The organism is Streptomyces sp. CB03234 (assembly GCF_001905885.1).
Lineage (GTDB): Bacteria > Actinomycetota > Actinomycetes > Streptomycetales > Streptomycetaceae > Streptomyces.
In genome coordinates, this window is sequence record NZ_LIYH01000007.1 from 19,704 (window position 1) to 36,547 (window position 16,844).

A 16,844-nucleotide genomic window follows, 5' to 3' on the forward strand; every position below is an offset into this window, starting at 1 on the left:
CGGGCGCTGCGGCCCCGCCGCGCCGGTCACCTAGTCGGCGATCGCCGCCTCCGGGTCCGGGGTGCGCTTGAACATGCGGGTGGCGGTGATCTCGCCGTGGACCACCGTTTCGCCGTCGGCGGGCGGCTGCGGCAGTCCGGGGCGCAGGTGCTCCTCCACGCTGATGTACTTCAGGCCCGCCCGCAGGTCCGCGTCGTTGCGCAGCCGGATGACCAGCGGGAACTCGGCGAGCGCGGTCGTGTCGAAGAGGCCGGTGGTGTAGAGCAGCTGCACGCCCAGCGCGTCCGAGACCGCCCGCTGGAGTTCCAGCAGGTACGTGGCGTTGGCGCGGCCGATGGGGTTGTCGAGGAACAGCGTGCCGGCGTGCCGGTGCTTGTCGCGGCCCCGGTCGTTGCTGCGGAGGGCGGCCATCGTGCAGTACAGGGCGATGGCGGCGGTGAGCAGCTGGCCGCCGGAGAAGACGTCGCCCATCTGCCCGACCGGGACCCGCTCGGCGCGCAGCACCGCGTCGGGCTTGAGGATCTCCACGGCCACGCCCCTGGGCTGGAGGGCGGCCTGGACGCCGCGCAGCAGCAGGGACATGCCGTCGCGGCGCAGGTCGGAGTTCTTCTTCACGGCGGCGCGGGTCGCCTCGTCGATGACCTCGCCGAGCCGCTCGACGAGCGTGGCCTGGTCGGGCTCCTCGAAGCGGATCCGCAGGAACTCCTGCCCCGACCATTCGCCGAGGCCCTCGGGGAGCCGGGACAGGCGCTGTGCCGAGCGGAGAGTGGTCAGCGCGGACTCGACCAGGCCGCGCAGCCGGTCGACGATCGAGTCGCGGTTGCGCTCCAGCTGCGCCAGTTCGTCGGTGAGGACGCGCAGCCGGGGCGCGAAGGCATCGGCCCACTTGGCGGCGTGCTCCGGCAGGGCCGAGGCGGGCAGTTCGCGGATCTGCTGCCGGGCGGGCGTGCGGACCTGCTCGTAGCGGGTGGAGTTGGCGTGCCGTACGAGGATGTCGCAGGCTTCGCGTACGGCGGCGTCGGCGGCCGACAGGTCGGCGGAGCAGCCGCGCAGGGAACGCCGCGCCTCGGCGGCGGACTGGCGCGCCTCGTCCAGGCTGCCGGGGTACGTCTCGGGGGTCTCCTGGTCCTCGTCGGTGTGCTCCCTGAGCAGGTCGCGGAGGAGGGCGGCCGTCTCGTCGAAGCCGCCCGCCGCGTCCTCGGCGGCGCGGTGGGCATGGAGGAGCCGGGCGTGGACGGCGCGGGCGGTTTCCAGCGCGTCGGTGCGGGTGGCCAGTTCGGTGGTGGCCGTGCGGAGGAGCGACTGGGCGTGGTCGGCGTCGGCCGGCACCAGTTCCTCGGGCAGGTCGGTGTGCGACTCGCCGTCCACGGGGGCCAGGCGCTCGGCCTCGCCACGCAGCCGGCCGAGCTTCTCGCTGGCCTCCGAGGCGCGGGACTCCAGCATCTGGACCAGGGACTCGGCGCGGGCGGCGGCGGCCTGGCGGGACGGGCCGTCGGCGCCGTCGGGGCTCTCCAGGAGCTGGGCGGCGCGGGTACGGACCTTGTTGGTGAGCCGGTCCAGCTCGGCGAGGGCGGCGCTCTCGTCGCTCTCGGCTCGGGCCTGCTCGGCGCGCAGGTCGGCGCCGACGCCGACCTTCTCGTACAGCTGGGAGGCGGCGCGGTATGCCTCGCGGAGGGCGGCGAGCGGTACGCGCGGGGCGTCGGCGTCCTCCTCCGGAAGGTTTTCGGGGGCGCCGGCGATCTCGGCGCGCTCGGCGCGCAGCGCGCGGGCGGTGCGGTGCGCGTCGTCGGCGGCGCGCTGGGCGGCGCGGCGGTCCTCGTCGGCGGCGCGGGCGCGCTCCAGGCAGGTCTGGGCGCGGGCCTCGTACTCGGCGGCCTCGTCGGCCAGTTCGCGGAGCCTGGCCTGCCAGCCGGCCCGCTCGCGGAGCCGGAACGCCAGGCCCGCGAGGGCGTCGGCGACGCGGCGGGCCCGCTGGGCGGCTTCCTGCCGCTCGTCACGCACGCGGGCGGTGTCGGCCGCCGCCTCGTCCGCCTCGGCACGTACGGTGCGGGCTTCGGCGAGCGTGGCCTCGGCGGCTTCGGCGGCCACGCGCGCGGTGGCGGCGGCTTCCGCGAGTTCGGTCAGCATGCCGGGTGGGCAGTCGGCGCGCCAGGAGCCGATGCGGGCGGCGAGCGACCGGTCGCCGGTGAGCCGGGCGGCGAGGGTACGGATCTCCTCGTCGCGGGCCGCGGCACGGGCGCGCAGGGCCTGGCGCTCCTCGTCGGCGGCGTGCTCGTCGTGCATGGCCGGGTTCGGCGGGACGAGGAACACGTCCGTGTCCGTGTCCGTGCCGGCCGACCTCGGTACGGGCGCCAGGAGTGCGGCGGCGGTGCCGACGGCCACGGCGGAGCGCGGCAGCAGGGCGGCGCCGGCGAGGGCCTCGCGGGCCCTGGCGTAGGAGACGGGGTCGGTGATGACGACACCGTCGACCAGCTCGGGGCGGGCGGCGAGCACGGCGGCGTGGTCGGCGGGGTCGACGGCCTGGGCGAGGTAGCGCCAGCCGGGGAGGGCGGGGATGCCCTGCTCGCCGAGGTACTCGACGGTGGCGAGGACGTCGGGGCCGGGTGGCAGGAGCCCGCCGTCGCCGAGGGCGCCGAGGATGCGGGAGTCGTCGGCGGCGGCGGTGCGCAGCTCGAAGAGCTTGCGTTCGGCGGAGGCGATGCCCTGGTCGAGGAGGTCGCGCAGTTCGTCCGCGTACCGGTCGAACTCCTCGACCGTGAGGGGGCCCTGGGCCGCCCGTACGGGCGCGGCCGCCGCCTCGTCCGGCTCCCCGCCGTGGCGGGGCTGGGGCACGGCGGGCTTGGCGGCGCCCGGCAGGCTCAGCAGCTCGGCGAGGCGTTCCTCGGCGGCGAGGGACTCGGCGGCGCGACGCTCGGCCTGGTAGGCGTTCTCGGCGGCCTGGGCGGCGTCGGCGGCGCGGGCGGCGGCCAGTTCGGCGCGGGACTCGGCGGCGGCGGCCTCGCGGGCGCGCTCTGCCGCCGCGCGGGCGGCGTCGCGGGCCGCGTCCCAGGCGGCGACGGTGGTCTTCTCGGCGTCGCTGGCGGCGAGCGCGGCGCGGGCCGGGTCGGCGTCCGGGGCGGTGTCGTCGAGCCAGCCGGCCCGTACCGCTTCGGCGGTCTCCTGCTCCACCTCGGCGAGACGCTGGCGCAGGTGGCCGGCCTCGCTTCGGGCGCGCTGGGCCTCGGTGGCGGCGGCGGTTGCGTCGCGGTGGGCGGTCTCGCCGGCCTCCTGGAGGGCGGCGGAACGCTCCTCCTCCTCGCCCGCGTGCCGCTCGCCCTCCTCGGCGGCCGCGTGCAGCGCCCGCACGAGGTCGGCGGCGGCCTTGGCGCGGGCGGCGAGCGCGGGGGCGGCGTCCCGCTCGGCCTCGCGGATGGCGGCGGCCACGCGCGCGGAGCGGTCGGCTGCGGCGCGGTGCCTGAGGACCGCCTCGGCGGCCTGCCACGCGGCATGGAGGGTGCGGGCGTCGGACAGCTCGCGGCGCTGGGCGGCGGCGCCCTTCTCGGCGGCGGTGAGGGCCAGGGAGGCGTGTCGGTAGGCGAGTTCGGCGGCGATCAGTGAGGCGCGGGCGCGGGCCTGCTCGGCCTCGGTGACGGTGTGGGCGGCGGCGGTGACCTGCTGGGCCAGTTCGGCGGTACGGCCGCGTTCCTCGGCGGCGCGGGCGGAGAGGCGGCGGGCCAGGGTGCGGGTGCGGCGCTCGGCGCCGGCGTGGATGTCGCGGGCACGCGCGCGCGTGTCGGCCGCTTCGACGATCCGTCCGAGGAGGTCGACGGAGCCGGCGGTGAAGTCCCGTTCGGCGGTCAGTTCGGCGCGGCGGCCGAGCTTGTTGCCGAAGCCGCTGACCAGGTCGGCGAGGCCGTCCGTGTCCCGGGTGTCGGTGACGGCGCGCAGCAGCAGGTCGGTGAAGTCGGAGTCCTTCTTGACCGCGAAGAGGCCGGCGGCCTCACCCTCGTCGGCGTTCATCTCCCGCTGGTAGCGGAACAGTTCGGGGTCCAGCCCCAGGTCCCCGAGGTGTTCGTTCCAGCGGTCGTGGATCTCCTCCCAGTACACCTCCAGGTGCGGGTACGCCTTGCCGGCCTCCGTGATGGCGTCGCGAAAGCCCTTCATGGTGCGGCGGCGGCCCTGGGCTCCGGAGATGCCTTCGGCGGGCGGGCGTACGGAGGTGGCCTCGGCGACGGGCAGGTTGTCCAGGCTCAGCCCTGGCCCCGGCCGGAAGGAGTACCACGCCTCGGCGAACTTGCGCGGGTCGTTGGAGACCTGCCTCCCCCGCCATTCGCTCACCTTGCCGACGACGACGAGTTCGCCGGTCAGCGTGTGCTGCCACTCCAGAGCGACGTGCCCGCAGTCGTCCGCGAGCAGGAACTTCCGCAGCACACCGGAGCTGGCGCCACCCAGCGTGTTCCGGTGACCCGGCAGCATCACCGAGAAGATCAGCTTGAGCAGGACGGACTTGCCGCCGCCGTTCTCCAGGAACAGCACGCCCGCGGGCGCGGGGCGGCGCGGCGGACCGACCGGCTCCTCCTCGAAGAACTCCGCCTGGGTGGGGGCGGGGTTGGGCACGGGCGCACCCACTCCGCGCAGGTCCAGCACGGTGTCGGCGTAACGCGCACCGGCGGGCCCGATGGAGTAGAGGCGGACCCGGGACAGCTCGTACATGGCGGCGGACTCTCAGTCGTGTTCTGTCGTACTTACGCGTGGAAGGGCAGGCCCGCGTCGGCGGCCAGCTCCAGGTCGTCGCCCTCGGGCGGCGGCAGGAGGGTGGCGGAGCCGTCGGTGACGGGGACGACACCCAGCTCCAGCAGCTCGGCCATGGCGGCGCTGCCCGCCATGTCACGGACCTGCAGCTGATAGCGGGCGGTGGTGCGGTACGAGCCGCCGCCCTCGTCGCCGGTGCGCTGGAGGAACCCCGAGTCGGTGAGGAAGGCGACGGCCTTGCCGATGATGCCGGTGGTGGACCCGGCGAGCCGGCGGGCGTCCTTGGTGGCGCCGGTCGCGCTGCGCCGCGCGTAGATGCGCCAGGCGGCCTCCAGCCCGGGGGCGTCGGTCACGGGGTCGGTGTTCTCCCCCTGCTCCTCCGCGCGCTCTTCCAGCCTCCGGCAGGCCTGGCGTACGAAGGCGTCGACACCGTTCACGGTGATGCGGCCGATGTACCCGTCGTCGGCCAGGTCCTCGGGGCGCGGGAACGCCATGGCGGCGACCGCGAGGTGGGCCAGACCGTGCAGGAACCGGTCGCCGGAGTCGGTGGATGCGCGGCGGGCGTAGTCGCCCATGCGGACGGCGAAGACCGAGTCCTCGGCGGCGGTGACGGCCATCCCCGCGCGCGGGGACACCTCCAGGACGATGAGGCCCAGGCCGGTGGCGACGGCGTCGGCGACGCGCGCGAAGGCGGGTTCCTCTCGGTAGCGGCGGAGCAGGTCGGCGTACTCGGCGTCCCGTGCGGGCAGCAGCTTGGGCTGGAGCCCGAAGGCGACCAGGCGTGCGGCGTCGGCCGCGTCGGCGGGCGTGACGGTGCCCGACGCGGCCGGCTGGGGCGCGTCCGGCTCGCTCCACGCGTCGGTGTGCTCGGCGTGGTGGTCGCTCACGGCTGGGGCTCCTTGGTACGGGTGGGGATGGTGTGGACGGTCCGCGTCACGCGGGGCATCAGGGACTCGCCGCCCGCGCCCGGCATCCGGCCGGGGTGGGGCAGTGCAGGGTCGCCCCCGCACAGGTTGGCGGCGAGGTTTGGGCTCCCCGACTCGAAACCCAAGGCCACCGGCCTCGAGGAGGTGAGCCCGGAGGGGCCCCGCCCCCACCACCGGGCATGGCCGCCCGCCCCGGCCGGGCGCCGCCGCCGCCCGGGGCGAACCCGGAACGGCACGGCCCCGAACCCGGAACGGCACGGCCCCAGGGCGAACCGGGAAAGGGCACCGCCCCGGTCCCGTTGTGACCACCCTGCCCCGAGCTCTCGGCTTCGCTCGAGCAGGGGACCCCCACGCCGTGCGGGACGACTGCCCACAACGGGCCCCGAGCGGGCCGACTGCCCCACAACGAGGGGACGCGCGCCATAGCCGGACGACTGGCCACAACGCGAAACGGCGTACGACGGACCCGGCCGCAAGAACCGACGTGTCCCAGGGCTGGCGGGCGCGGGCGGCGAGCGGGCCCATGCTCCCGCCGGCCCGCACGGGCGGCCGCGCGCGTCATGCCGCGTCCGTGCGGTCGGCGGCCATGCCTGCCGCGTCCAGCAGGGCGGTGCCGACGATCAGGTCGGCACCGCCGAACTCCGGGTCGTCCAGTTCGGTGCCGTCGTCGACGGCGAACAGCAGGCGCTCCTCGCCCTGCCGGTAGGCCGTACCGACCGGCGGGCTGGCCGCGTGTACGGCCAGCAGGGCGACCAGGTAGGGCAGTTCGGGGTCGCGGCGGCGGGCCTCGGCGAGCAGGCCGGAGAGCCGGCGGGGCGCGTCGTGCTCCAGGTCGAGCAGCTCCATGGCGCTCGCCAGCTGCTCCTCGCTGAACCGGCTGTCGTCGGGTGTCGCGATCAGGTCGGGCTCGGGCATCTCGGCGCCCAGGTGTTCCCGCTCCACCGGCGGGGTCAGCAGCAGGTCGACCAGGTCTCCCATCCGTACCGCTCCGGGGGTACGCAGGCCCGTGCCGTGGGCGAAATACGCGTCGGTGACCTTGATCGCCCGCTCCACCGGCAGCGGCAGGACGGGGGCGACCAGCTGGCCGTACAGGTCGAGTCCCGCGCGGGCGGTGGGCTGAGCGAAGGCCTGCCGGTCCTGTTCGGCCCGGAACAGCGGTCCGGCTTCCAGGAGCCGGGACTGGAGCTGGGTGTGGCGGCGGATGCAGTCCTTGACGATGTCGACGAGCTCGGCCGCGCGCCGCTTGTGTTCGTGGTCCTCGGCCTCGTCGCGCGCCTTGCGGATGTTGGTGAGGATGGCGTTCTCGTGGCGGTAGCGGTCGGCGACGTGGTCGAGCGCCTCGTCGATCATGTCGGGGACGGCGCTGAGCCAGTCGACGGCGCGGACATTGCGCCGGGTGGCTTCCAGGGTCTTGCGGAGCGTTTCCGCGTACTGCACGGTGCGGTACCGGGCCTGTTCGGCGGCGAGCTGGGCGTCGGCGAGCCGGCCGCGGCTGATGAGCACCTCCAGCTTCACCTCGGCGGCGATCTGGGCGCTGGTGACATCGGTGTCGAGGGCGCCGACGAGGACGTTGACCGCCTCGTCCGTCGTACGGAGGTAGACGGCGCCGCCGTACCCGGGGACTTCCTCGATGAGCTTGAAGTCGTAGTCACGACGCACGTACACACCGTCGGTGCCGAACGTGCCGTACACGGCGCGGAAGCCGCGGTCGACGCTGCCGACGTTGATCAGGTTCTCCAGCACCCAGCGGGCCACCCGCTCGTGTTCGGCGGCGGGCCGCTGCGGGGCCTGGGCGGCGACCCTGGGCAGCAGCCGGGCGACGATCTGCTCGTGGTCGGCGCCCGTGTCGAAGTCCATGTTGAGCGTGACGAGGTCGATCGCGGCGAGGGCGACCTCCGCCATGGCGTACGTCGAGTACTCCCCCGCCAGGTTCGCCTTGCGCGCGTCCAGGTCGTGCAGGGGCGCGGTGCACGCGAGCGCGCGCAGCCGCCGCGCGAGCCCTTCGTCGGCGGCCGGGCCCTGTGCGGGCCGCGGCCCCGCGCTGAGCTGGGGCGGAACGAATTCCGTCGAGGCAGGCGAAGTCACGCTGCACAGATTAGGTCCTCGCACTGACAACGGTCGAAACGGCGCAGATGGCCCCCTTGGGCCTGCCGGCCGGCCCTCGCACGGGGCGGTCGTGTGTCAGCCGGTGTCAGCCAGTGACCGTCGGTGGGTCGGTTTCGACCAGATGAGCATAAACCTGGACCAACTGCTCGCGGGAGTCGTCCAGGTAGTCCGCGAGCAGCCGTTCGGCCTTGGTCCGCTCCCCCGCCCGCAGAGCGTCCAGAATCTCCCGGTTTCGAATGAGATAGGGCTCATGCAGCGCGTGCGGGTCGTCCACCACGTGGAAGACGAGGCGGAGTTCGGCGAGGACGCCGCGCATCAGCTCGTCCATGCGGGCGCTGCCGGCGAGCGCCACCAGCTCCCGGTGGAAGTGGATATTGGCGGTGGAGACGCCCTTCCAGTCACCCTCGCGCGCGTCCCGCTCCCCGTCGGCCACCGCCCGGGTCAGCCCGTCGAGCGGGAACGGCGGCTCGCCCAGGTCGTGCACGACGGAGCACTCGACGAGCCGCCGCGTGCGGTAGATGTCAACGACGTCGTCGACGGCGAGGACGCGTACGAACACCCCGCGGTTCAGCTCGTGGACGAGCAGCCGCTCGTGCGTGAGCAGCCGGAACGCCTCGCGCAACGTATTGCGCGACACCCCCAGCGCGCCGCCGATGCTGTCCTCCGAGAGCCGCGTGCCGGGCCGGAAGAAACCCTCGGCGATACGGGTGCGCAGGATGTCCGCGACCCGCTCCGCGGTGCTCGTACGCCCCAGCAGCGCCCGGTCGTCCGCCAGTCCGCCGCCCCGCTCGCTCTCGGAGCCCGTCGTGCCCACAACGCCCTCTTCCCGTCCGTCCGCTGCCACCCCGCTCATCGTAGAAGAAACCGTGGAAGCAAGAACGAGGGAACGAATCCCTTGTCGGATCGTTCAACAATCCTTACCGTGGGGACACCGTACGGTTCCCGCTCTCCTCTGCGAGGTGCAGATGAGCACGACCCAGACCCCCCGGACCTCCCCCGACGAAGTGCCCGAAGACACCGGCGCGTTCGCCTGGCTGCGTGCGCTCGGCCCGCGCGGCCGGCGCGCCTTCGGCGGCGCGTTCGGCGGCTACGCCCTGGACTCCTACGACTTCTTCACCCTGCCCCTGAGCATGGTGGCGATCTCCGCCTACTTCAGCCTCAACAGCGGCCAGACCGGCCTGCTCACCACCGTCACACTCGTCGTGTCGGCCGTCGGCGGCATCCTCGCGGGCATCCTCGCCGACCGGATCGGCCGCGTGAAGGCGCTGATGATCACGGTCATCACGTACGCGCTCTTCACCGTTCTGTGCGGCTTCGCGCCCAACTACGAGACGCTGCTGGTCTTCCGTGCCCTTCAGGGCGTCGGCTTCGGCGGCGAGTGGGCGGTCGGCGCGATCCTCGTCGCCGAGTACGCCTCCGCCAAGCACCGCGGCCGTACGCTCGGCGGCATCCAGAGCGCCTGGGCGGCCGGCTGGGCGCTCGCCGTCATCGTCTACACGCTGGTGTTCCACTTCCTCGACCCCGACACCGCGTGGCGCGTGATGTTCTGGACCGGCGCCCTGCCGGCCCTGCTCGTGATCTGGGTCCGCCGGAACGTCGAGGACGCGCCGCACGCCGCCGAGGTACGCAAGTCGAGCAGCGAACGAGGCTCCTTCACGGCCATCTTCCGGCCTGGCCTGCTGCGGACGACGCTGTTCGCGACGCTGCTCTCCACCGGGGTCCAGGGCGGCTACTACACGCTCGCCACCTGGGTGCCGACGTACCTGAAGACCGACCGAGGGCTGACCGTCATCGGTACGGGCGGCTACCTGACGTTCCTGATATCCGGGGCGTTCCTCGGGTACCTGACGGGTGGTTACCTCACGGACCGGCTGGGCCGGAAGCGCAACATCGTCATCTTCGCGTTCCTGTCGGCGGTGTGCATCCTCGCGTACACGAACATCCCCGCCGGGGCGAACGGTCTCGTCCTCGTCCTGGGCTTCCCCCTCGGCTTCTGCATGTCGGCCATCTTCAGCGGGTTCGGCTCCTTCCTCGCCGAGCTCTACCCGACGGCGGTACGCGGCACGGGCCAGGGATTCACGTACAACACCGGCCGGGCGGTCGGGGCGTTCTTCCCGACCCTGGTCGGCTTCCTCGCGGACAGCTGGGGCGTGGGCGGCGCGCTGGTCTTCGGCGCGGTCGGCTACGGCATCGCCGTCCTGGCCCTGCTCGGCCTGCCCGAGACACGCGGCCGCGAGCTCGCGTAACGCATGCGGAAGGAGACACCACCATGACCTGGGCCTCGATCGACCTGAACGCCGACCTTGGAGAGGGTTTCGGGCGCTGGCAATTGACGGACGACGAACAGCTCCTGTCGGTCGTCACCAGCGCCAATGTGGCCTGCGGCTTCCACGCCGGGGACGCCGTCACCATGCGGCGCGTCTGCGCGCTGGCCGCCGAGCGCGGGGTACGGATCGGTGCCCAGGTCTCCTACCGGGACCTGGCGGGCTTCGGACGGCGCTCCATGGACGTGCCGTACGACGAGCTGGCCGCGGAGGTGGCGTACCAGATCGGCGCCCTGGAGGTGTTCGCCAGGGCGGCCGGTGTACGGGTGTCGTACGTGAAGCCGCACGGGGCGCTCTACAACCGTGTCGTCCACGACGAGGGGCAGGCGCAGGCGGTGGTGGACGGCGTGCTGCTGACCGGCGAGCGGCTCCCACTGCTGGGCCTGCCCGGCTCCCGGCTGCACGAGGTGGCCGAGAAGGCCGGGCTCCCGGTCGTCACCGAGGCCTTCGCGGACCGCGCGTACATCGCCGACGGCACGCTCGTGCCGCGCCGCGAGGAGGGCGCCGTCGTCACCGACCCGGCGGCCGTCGTGGAACGGTCCGTGTCCATGGCCCGGTTCGGCGTGGTCACCTCCCGCTGCGGACGCTCGGTGGCCGTGCGCGCCCGCTCACTGTGCCTGCACGGCGACACACCGGGTGCGGTGGACCTGGCCCGGCGCGTCCGGGCCGAGCTGGAGGCCTCGGGCGTCCGCGTGGGGGCCTTCGTATGAGGACCCTGGCGGTGGGCGAGCGGGCGCTGCTCGTCGAGCTCGACAGCGGCGAGGAGACCGAGGCCTTCCACGCCGAGTTGCTGCGCCGCCGGGCGGCCGGTGCCCTGCCCGCCGTGACGGAGATCGTTCCGGCGGCACGGACGGTGCTGCTCGACGGCGTGGAGGAGCCCGGGCGGCTGGCGGCGCTCGTCTCCGGGTGGGAGGTCGAGCCGCTCCACGCGCGCGTGGAACCGGCCGTCGAGATACCTGTCCGGTACGACGGGCCCGATCTGCCGGATGTGGCGGCCCTGTGGGGCGTGACGCCGGAGGAGGTGGCGCGGATCCACTCGGCGGCCGGTTTCCGGGTGGCGTTCTGCGGGTTCGCGCCCGGCTTCGGCTATCTGACGGGCCTTCCGGCGGCGTACGAGGTGCCCCGGCGGGCCACTCCCCGCACGGCCGTCCCGGTGGGCTCGGTGGCGATGGCCGGCCCGTACACGGGCGTGTACCCACGTGCGTCGCCCGGCGGGTGGCAGCTGATCGGGACGACGGACGCGGTGCTGTGGGACCCCGCGAGGGAGCCCGCCGCACTGCTGTCCCCGGGGACGCGGGTGCGGTTCGTGCCGCAGGGCGTGGAGTGCCGATGACCGACCGGGCCTTCGCCGTCGTACGGGCCGGGGCGCTGACGACCGTGCAGGACCGGGGCCGTTTCGGTCACGCGCACCTGGGCGTGCCCCGCTCCGGCGCCCTCGATCCGTACGCGAGCGGCCTCGTCAACCGGCTGGTCGGCAACCCGGTGGACGCCGCCGTGCTGGAGACGACCGTCAACGGGTGCGCGGTGCGCCCGCGCCGCGCGGTGACCGTCGCGGTGGGCGGCGCGCCGTGCCGGGTGACGGTGGACGGACGGCCGGTGGCGTGGGGCGCTGCGGTACGCGTGCCCGCGGGCGCCGTGCTGGAGGTGGGCGCCGCGGTGCGCGGCCTGCGCTCGTACGTGGCGTTCGCCGGGGGTGTCGCCGCCGAGCCGGTGCTGGGCAGCCGCTCCACGGACCTGCTGTCGGGGCTCGGGCCGGCGCCCCTGACCGACGGCGCCGTGCTGCCGCTGGGGCCGGAACCGTCCCGAAGGGCGCCCGCGTGCGACACCGTGCCCTGGCCGGGGCCGCCCGGCGAGCTGGTGCTCCACGTCCGACTGGGCCCGCGCGACGACTGGTTCACCAGGTCGGCGCTCCGTACCTTCGCCACGCGCGCGTACCGGGTGTCACCGGCGAGCAACCGCATAGGGCTGCGCACCGAAGGCCCACCCCTGGAGCGGGGCGTGGCGGGCGAGCTGCCCAGCGAGGGCATGGTCCTGGGCGCCGTCCAGGTGCCGCCGGACGGGCGCCCGGTGGTGTTCCTCGCGGACCATCCCACGACCGGCGGCTATCCGGTGGTGGCCGTCGTCCGGGAGCGGGACCTGGCGGCGGCCGCCCAGGCCGTGCCGGGGACGCCCGTCCGGTTCATCCCGATCCGGTAGATCCGGTAGTCCCGGTAGGACCGGCGGAACCGGCAGGGCGCCCGTAACCGCCGCCCCCCGGAGTCATGACGACCAGGACGTCTCCGGGGCCGACGTCCACCACGTCCACTCCGTCCAGCCTCTGGACGGTGCCGTCCGCCCGCTCCACCGCGTTCTCGCCGAGCGCCCCCGGAGCGCCGCCCGCCATGCCGTACGGGGGGATCCTCCGGTGCCCGGTCAGCAGGGCCACCGTCATGGGCTCCAGGAACCGGATACGCCGTACGACGCCGTCGCCGCCCCGCCACCGGCCGCGTCCGCCGCTGCCGTCCCGTACCGCGAAGGCGTCCACCCGGACCGGGTGGCGCCACTCCAGGATCTCGGGGTCGGTGAGCCGCGAGTTGGTCATATGGGTCTGTACGGCGTCGGCCCCGTCGAAGCCGTCCCCGGCGCCCGAGCCGCTCGCCACGGTCTCGTAGTACTGCACACGCTCGTTACCGAAGGTGACGTTGTTCATGGTGCCCGAGCCCTCCGCCTGGACGCCCAGGGCGGCGTACAGGGCCCCGGTGACGGCCTGCGAGGTCTCGACGTTGCCCGCGACCGTGGCGGCCGGGTAGGCGGGGGCGAGCATCGAGCCGTCCGGCACCCGTACGTCCAGTGGCTCCAGGCAGCCGCTGTTGAGGGGGATGTCGTCGTCGACGAGCGTGCGGAACACGTACAGTACGGCCGCCATGACCACGGACGTGGGCGCGTTCGCGTTCCCGGGCTGCTGCGGTGAGGTGCCGGTGAAGTCCAGGACGGCGCCGCGGCGCTCGCGGTCGACGCGGACGGCCACCTGGATGACCGCGCCGCCGTCCGTCTCGTACCGGTAGGAGCCGTCGTGGAGGGTGGCGACGATCCGGCGTACGGACTCCTCGGCGTTGTTCCGGACGTGCCGCATATAGGCGTGGACGACGTCGAGACCGAACTGGTCGACCATGCGGCGCAGTTCTTCGATGCCCTTCTCGTTGGCGGCGATCTGGGCGCGGAGGTCGGCCAGGTTGGTGCCGGGGTCACGGGACGGGTACGGGGCCTCGGTGAGCAGCCTCCTGGTCTCGGCCTCGCGCAGCCGTCCGTCCCGGACGAGCAGCCAGTTGTCGAAGAGGACGCCCTCCTCGTGGATCGTGCGGCTGAAGGCGGGCATGGAGCCGGGGGTGATGCCGCCGATCTCGGCGTGGTGGCCCCGTGAGGCGACCAGGAAGCGGAGGTCGCCGGACGGTCCGAAGACGGGCGTCACGACCGTCACATCGGGCAGGTGGGTGCCCCCGTGGTAGGGGTCGTTGATCGCGTACACGTCGCCGGGGCGCATGGTGCCCTCGTTGCGCCGCAGTACCTCCTTGATGGATTCCCCCATGGAGCCGAGGTGGACGGGGATGTGGGGCGCGTTGGCGATCAGGTTGCCATCCGCGTCGAACAGGGCGCAGGAGAAGTCGAGCCGTTCCTTGATGTTGACGGAGTGGGCGGTGTTCTCCAGCCGTACGCCCATCTGTTCGGCGATCGCCATGAAGAGGTTGTTGAACACCTCCAGGAGGACCGGGTCGACGTCCGTGCCGACGGCGCTACGGCTCGGCCTGGGGCGGGCCCGGGTCAGGAGCAGGTGGCCGGTGCGGGCCGCGACGGCCTGCCATCCGTCGTCGACGACGGTCGTGGCGTCGGCCTCGGCGATGATGGCGGGCCCCGGCACGGTGTCGGAGGGCCAAAGGTCCTCCCTCCGGTAGAGCGGGGTGTCCCTGGGCTCGCCGTCCACGACCATCGCCACGGTCGCGCGTGGCCGCAATCCCTCTTCCCTGGGCGGTGGTTCGGCGCCGACGGGTCCGTGCGGCCCGGCGCGGCCCACCGCCTCGACCGTTACGGCCTCCACCACCAGGGGCTTGTCCATGGTGAAGCCGTACCGCGCGCGGTGGGCGGCCGTGAACGCCTCGCTCATCGCCTGGGCGGAGGCGAGCGGTACGGGCAGGCTCGCGTCCGTCCCGGCGTAACGGATGAGCACGCGCGCGTGAGTGCCGATGGCGCTGTCGGGCAGCCCGTCGGCGCGCAGTTCGTCACTGGTGCGGGTGGCGAGCCGGTCGCACAGATCCGCCACGCGCGCGTGGAGGGTGCCGTCCAGTTCCGCCTCGACCGACTGCTCCCGCATGGCGGTGGCATCGGCGAGCCCGATGCCGTACGCGGAGAGCACACCGGCCAGCGGCGGCACCAGGACCGTGTCGACGCCGAGGGCGTCGGCGACCGCGCACGCGTGCTGGCCGCCGGCGCCGCCGAAGCCGGTCAGGGCGTAGCGCGTGATGTCGTGGCCGCGCTGTACGGAGATCTTCTTGACGGCGTTCGCCATGTTGAGGACGGCGATCTCCAGGAAACCGGCGGCGACTTCTTCCGGCGTGCGCGCCGTGCCGGTGTGCTGCCGCACCTCCTCGGCGAGCGCCGTGAAGCGGGTGCGCACCACCTCCGTGTCGAGCGGCTGGTCCCCGTCCGGCCCGAACACGGCGGGGAAGTGTTCCGGCTGTACGCGCCCGAGCATCACATTGGCGTCGGTCACCGTCAGCGGCCCGCCGCGCCGGTAGCAGGCGGGCCCCGGGTCCGCGCCGGCCGAATCGGGGCCGACCCGGTAGCGCCGGCCGTCGAAGTGGAGGACCGAGCCGCCGCCCGCCGCCACGGTGTGGATGTTCATCATCGGCGCGCGCATCCGCACGCCCGCCACCTGCGTGCCCAGCTCCCGCTCGAACTCGCCCGCGTAGTGCGACACATCGGTGGACGTGCCGCCCATGTCGAAGCCGATCACCCGCCCGAAGCCGGCCTGCTCCGACGTACGCGCCATGCCGACGACCCCGCCCGCGGGTCCGGACAGTACGGCGTCCTTGCCGCGGAAGTGGGCGGCCTCGCGCAGTCCGCCGTTGGACTGCATGAACATCAGCCGTACCCCGGCGAGTTCGCCGGCGACCTCGTCGACGTACCGCCGCAGGATCGGCGAGAGGTACGCGTCGACGACCGTGGTGTCGCCGCGCGGCACCAGCTTGATCAGCGGGCTGACCTCGTGCGAGCAGCTGACCTGTGTGAACCCTGCCACGCGGGCGGCCTCGGCGACGCGCAGTTCGTGGCCGGGGTGGCGGTAGCCGTGCATGAGGACGACGGCGGCGCTGCGGAAGCCGTCGCCATGAGCGGCTTTCAACCGCTCCTCCACGGTGACCGGGTCGAGCGGCCGGACGACGGTGCCATGGGCGTCGATACGCTCGGGCACTTCGACGACCCGGTCGTAGACCGCTTCAGGGAGCAGGATGCGGCGGTCGAAGATCCGTGGCCGGTTCTGGTAGGCGATGCGCAGCGCGTCGCGGAAGCCGGCGGTGATCACCAGGACGGTGGGTTCTCCGCGCCGCTCCAGGAGGGCGTTGGTGGCGACGGTGGTGCCCATCTTGACGGAGGCGATCCGGTCCGCCGGTACGGGTTCGTCCGGCGCGAGCCCGAGGAGGAGCCGGATGCCCGCGACGGCCGCGTCCCGGTAGCGCGCGGGGTCGTGGGAGAGCAGCTTGCGGGTGACCAGGCGCCCGTCGGGCCGCCGGGCCACGATGTCGGTGAAGGTGCCGCCACGGTCGATCCAGAACTCCCAGCGCCCTGTCATTCCCCCATTCTGGCAAGGGGAACCTCCGGGGACACGGCGGCGAGCGCGGCGGACAGGGCGTGTTCGGCGCACTGGTCGAGCCGTGCGCTGGTGCCGCGTGCCCAGTGCCGTACCTCCGCCCCGGCGAGCCGGAGCAGTTGGGGCAGCAGGTCGTGGCAGCGCCGCACCACCCAGCCGGTACCGGCCGTGGCCAGCCACAGCAGCGCGTCGGCGCGGCTCGGCGGCGGCTGTTGTGGCTCACGGGCCGGTGGGGTGCCGGTCGCGAGGCCGCGTTCGGCGAGCAGCGCGTGGAACCGGGCCGCGATAGTCCGGTGCCCGCGCTCGCCGGGGTGCAGCCGGTCGGCGCTCCACAGGGTGCGGTCGGCGACCCAGGCGGCGTCCGCCATGTGCAGGTGGACCGCGCCGTACCGGGCGGACAGGGCGTGCACGACGGCGTTGACCGCCCGCTGGCGGCGGGCGAGGGGCCGCGCGAGCGGCGGAGGAAGGCCCAGCATGGCGCCCGGGTCGGGCAGGCAGGCTGTCAGGAGTACGGCGCCCTGGGCGGACAGCAGCGCGCAGACCCGGTCCAGGGCGAGGGCGAGGGCGGCGATGTCGAAGGTGCGGCGCAGGGTGTCGTTGACGCCGACGACGACGGAGACGACGTCCGGGCGGTACGCGAGGGCCAGGGGCAGCTGCGATTCGGCGACGTCCCTGGTCAGGGCGCCGCTGACGGCGAAGTTACGGAACTCCACGGCTCCCGCGGCCCCCGCGGCGCCCTCGGCCCCCACGTCCCCCTCGGCGTCCACGGCTCCGTCGGCCGCGAGCCCGCCCGTGAGCCCGCCCGCGAGCAGCGCCGCCCACCCGCGCCCGACCCCGCCGACGGGGTCCCCGACTCCCGCGGTCAGCGAGTCCCCCAGCGCGGCGAACCGCCGCACCACCGTCGCCCCGGCGCGCCTG

General features: G+C 74.2%; 10 protein-coding genes. 4 read left to right on the forward strand and 6 right to left on the reverse strand.

Translation table 11 applies throughout. From position 1 onward, the window contains the following. Positions 1-30: 30 nt before the first annotated feature. The 4 genes from AMK26_RS28635 to AMK26_RS28650 form a co-directional block, all read right to left on the reverse strand. Positions 31-4,692, reverse strand: a complete 4,662-nt coding sequence (locus AMK26_RS28635; RefSeq protein ID WP_073757923.1) for a hypothetical protein — start codon at positions 4,690-4,692, stop codon at positions 31-33. Between the two features lie 32 nt (positions 4,693-4,724). Continuing rightward, entirely contained in the window at positions 4,725-5,618 is an 894-nt protein-coding gene (locus AMK26_RS28640) for a hypothetical protein (RefSeq protein ID WP_073757925.1), read from the reverse strand. Positions 5,619-6,215: 597 nt separating this feature from the next. Beyond that, positions 6,216-7,742, reverse strand: coding sequence for a hypothetical protein (locus AMK26_RS28645; RefSeq protein WP_073757927.1), 1,527 nt, complete (start codon positions 7,740-7,742; stop codon positions 6,216-6,218). Positions 7,743-7,848: 106 nt separating this feature from the next. Continuing rightward, positions 7,849-8,577, reverse strand: coding sequence for a GntR family transcriptional regulator (locus AMK26_RS28650; protein WP_073757929.1), 729 nt, complete (start codon positions 8,575-8,577; stop codon positions 7,849-7,851). 151 nt (positions 8,578-8,728) lie between these two features. On the opposite strand from AMK26_RS28650, the gene AMK26_RS28655 reads away from it, so the two are divergent. Genes AMK26_RS28655 through AMK26_RS28670 form a run of 4 tightly spaced genes read left to right on the forward strand, consistent with a single transcriptional unit; the run spans position 8,729 to position 12,283 of the window. After that, positions 8,729-10,009: an MFS transporter gene (locus tag AMK26_RS28655; protein WP_073757931.1), complete on the forward strand. Its 1,281-nt coding sequence runs from the start codon at positions 8,729-8,731 to the stop codon at positions 10,007-10,009. Between the two features lie 23 nt (positions 10,010-10,032). Then, a complete protein-coding gene (locus tag AMK26_RS28660; RefSeq protein ID WP_073757933.1) occupies positions 10,033-10,797 on the forward strand; it encodes a LamB/YcsF family protein in 765 nt (254 codons plus the stop codon). After that, the gene (pxpB, locus tag AMK26_RS28665) at positions 10,794-11,420 is read left to right on the forward strand and encodes a 5-oxoprolinase subunit PxpB (RefSeq protein WP_073757935.1); all 627 of its coding nucleotides are present in this window, start codon (positions 10,794-10,796) and stop codon (positions 11,418-11,420) included. Before AMK26_RS28660 ends, pxpB begins: the two co-directional genes overlap by 4 nt. Then, entirely contained in the window at positions 11,417-12,283 is an 867-nt protein-coding gene (locus tag AMK26_RS28670) for a biotin-dependent carboxyltransferase family protein (RefSeq protein ID WP_073757937.1), read from the forward strand. Before pxpB ends, AMK26_RS28670 begins: the two co-directional genes overlap by 4 nt. On the opposite strand, the gene AMK26_RS28675 is transcribed toward AMK26_RS28670, so the two are convergent. After that, positions 12,267-15,908: a hydantoinase B/oxoprolinase family protein gene (locus AMK26_RS28675; protein WP_073757939.1), complete on the reverse strand. Its 3,642-nt coding sequence runs from the start codon at positions 15,906-15,908 to the stop codon at positions 12,267-12,269. The genes AMK26_RS28670 and AMK26_RS28675 overlap by 17 nt on opposite strands. Next, complete coding sequence (locus AMK26_RS28680) at positions 15,905-16,825, reverse strand: SGNH/GDSL hydrolase family protein (protein ID WP_443333197.1); 921 nt, start codon at positions 16,823-16,825, stop codon at positions 15,905-15,907. The genes AMK26_RS28675 and AMK26_RS28680 overlap by 4 nt, the downstream gene beginning before the upstream one ends. Positions 16,826-16,844 lie beyond the last annotated feature (19 nt).

Excerpts from the sequence above, each read along its gene's own strand:
- AMK26_RS28675 (WP_073757939.1), bottom strand. The coding sequence starts at position 15,908 with ATGACAGGGCGCTGGGAGTTCTGGATCGACCGTGGCGGCACCTTCACC.
- pxpB (WP_073757935.1), top strand. The coding sequence starts at position 10,794 with ATGAGGACCCTGGCGGTGGGCGAGCGGGCGCTGCTCGTCGAGCTCGAC.
- AMK26_RS28655 (WP_073757931.1), top strand. The coding sequence starts at position 8,729 with ATGAGCACGACCCAGACCCCCCGGACCTCCCCCGACGAAGTGCCCGAA.
- AMK26_RS28635 (WP_073757923.1), bottom strand. The coding sequence starts at position 4,692 with ATGTACGAGCTGTCCCGGGTCCGCCTCTACTCCATCGGGCCCGCCGGT.
- AMK26_RS28660 (WP_073757933.1), top strand. The coding sequence starts at position 10,033 with ATGACCTGGGCCTCGATCGACCTGAACGCCGACCTTGGAGAGGGTTTC.
- AMK26_RS28670 (WP_073757937.1), top strand. The coding sequence starts at position 11,417 with ATGACCGACCGGGCCTTCGCCGTCGTACGGGCCGGGGCGCTGACGACC.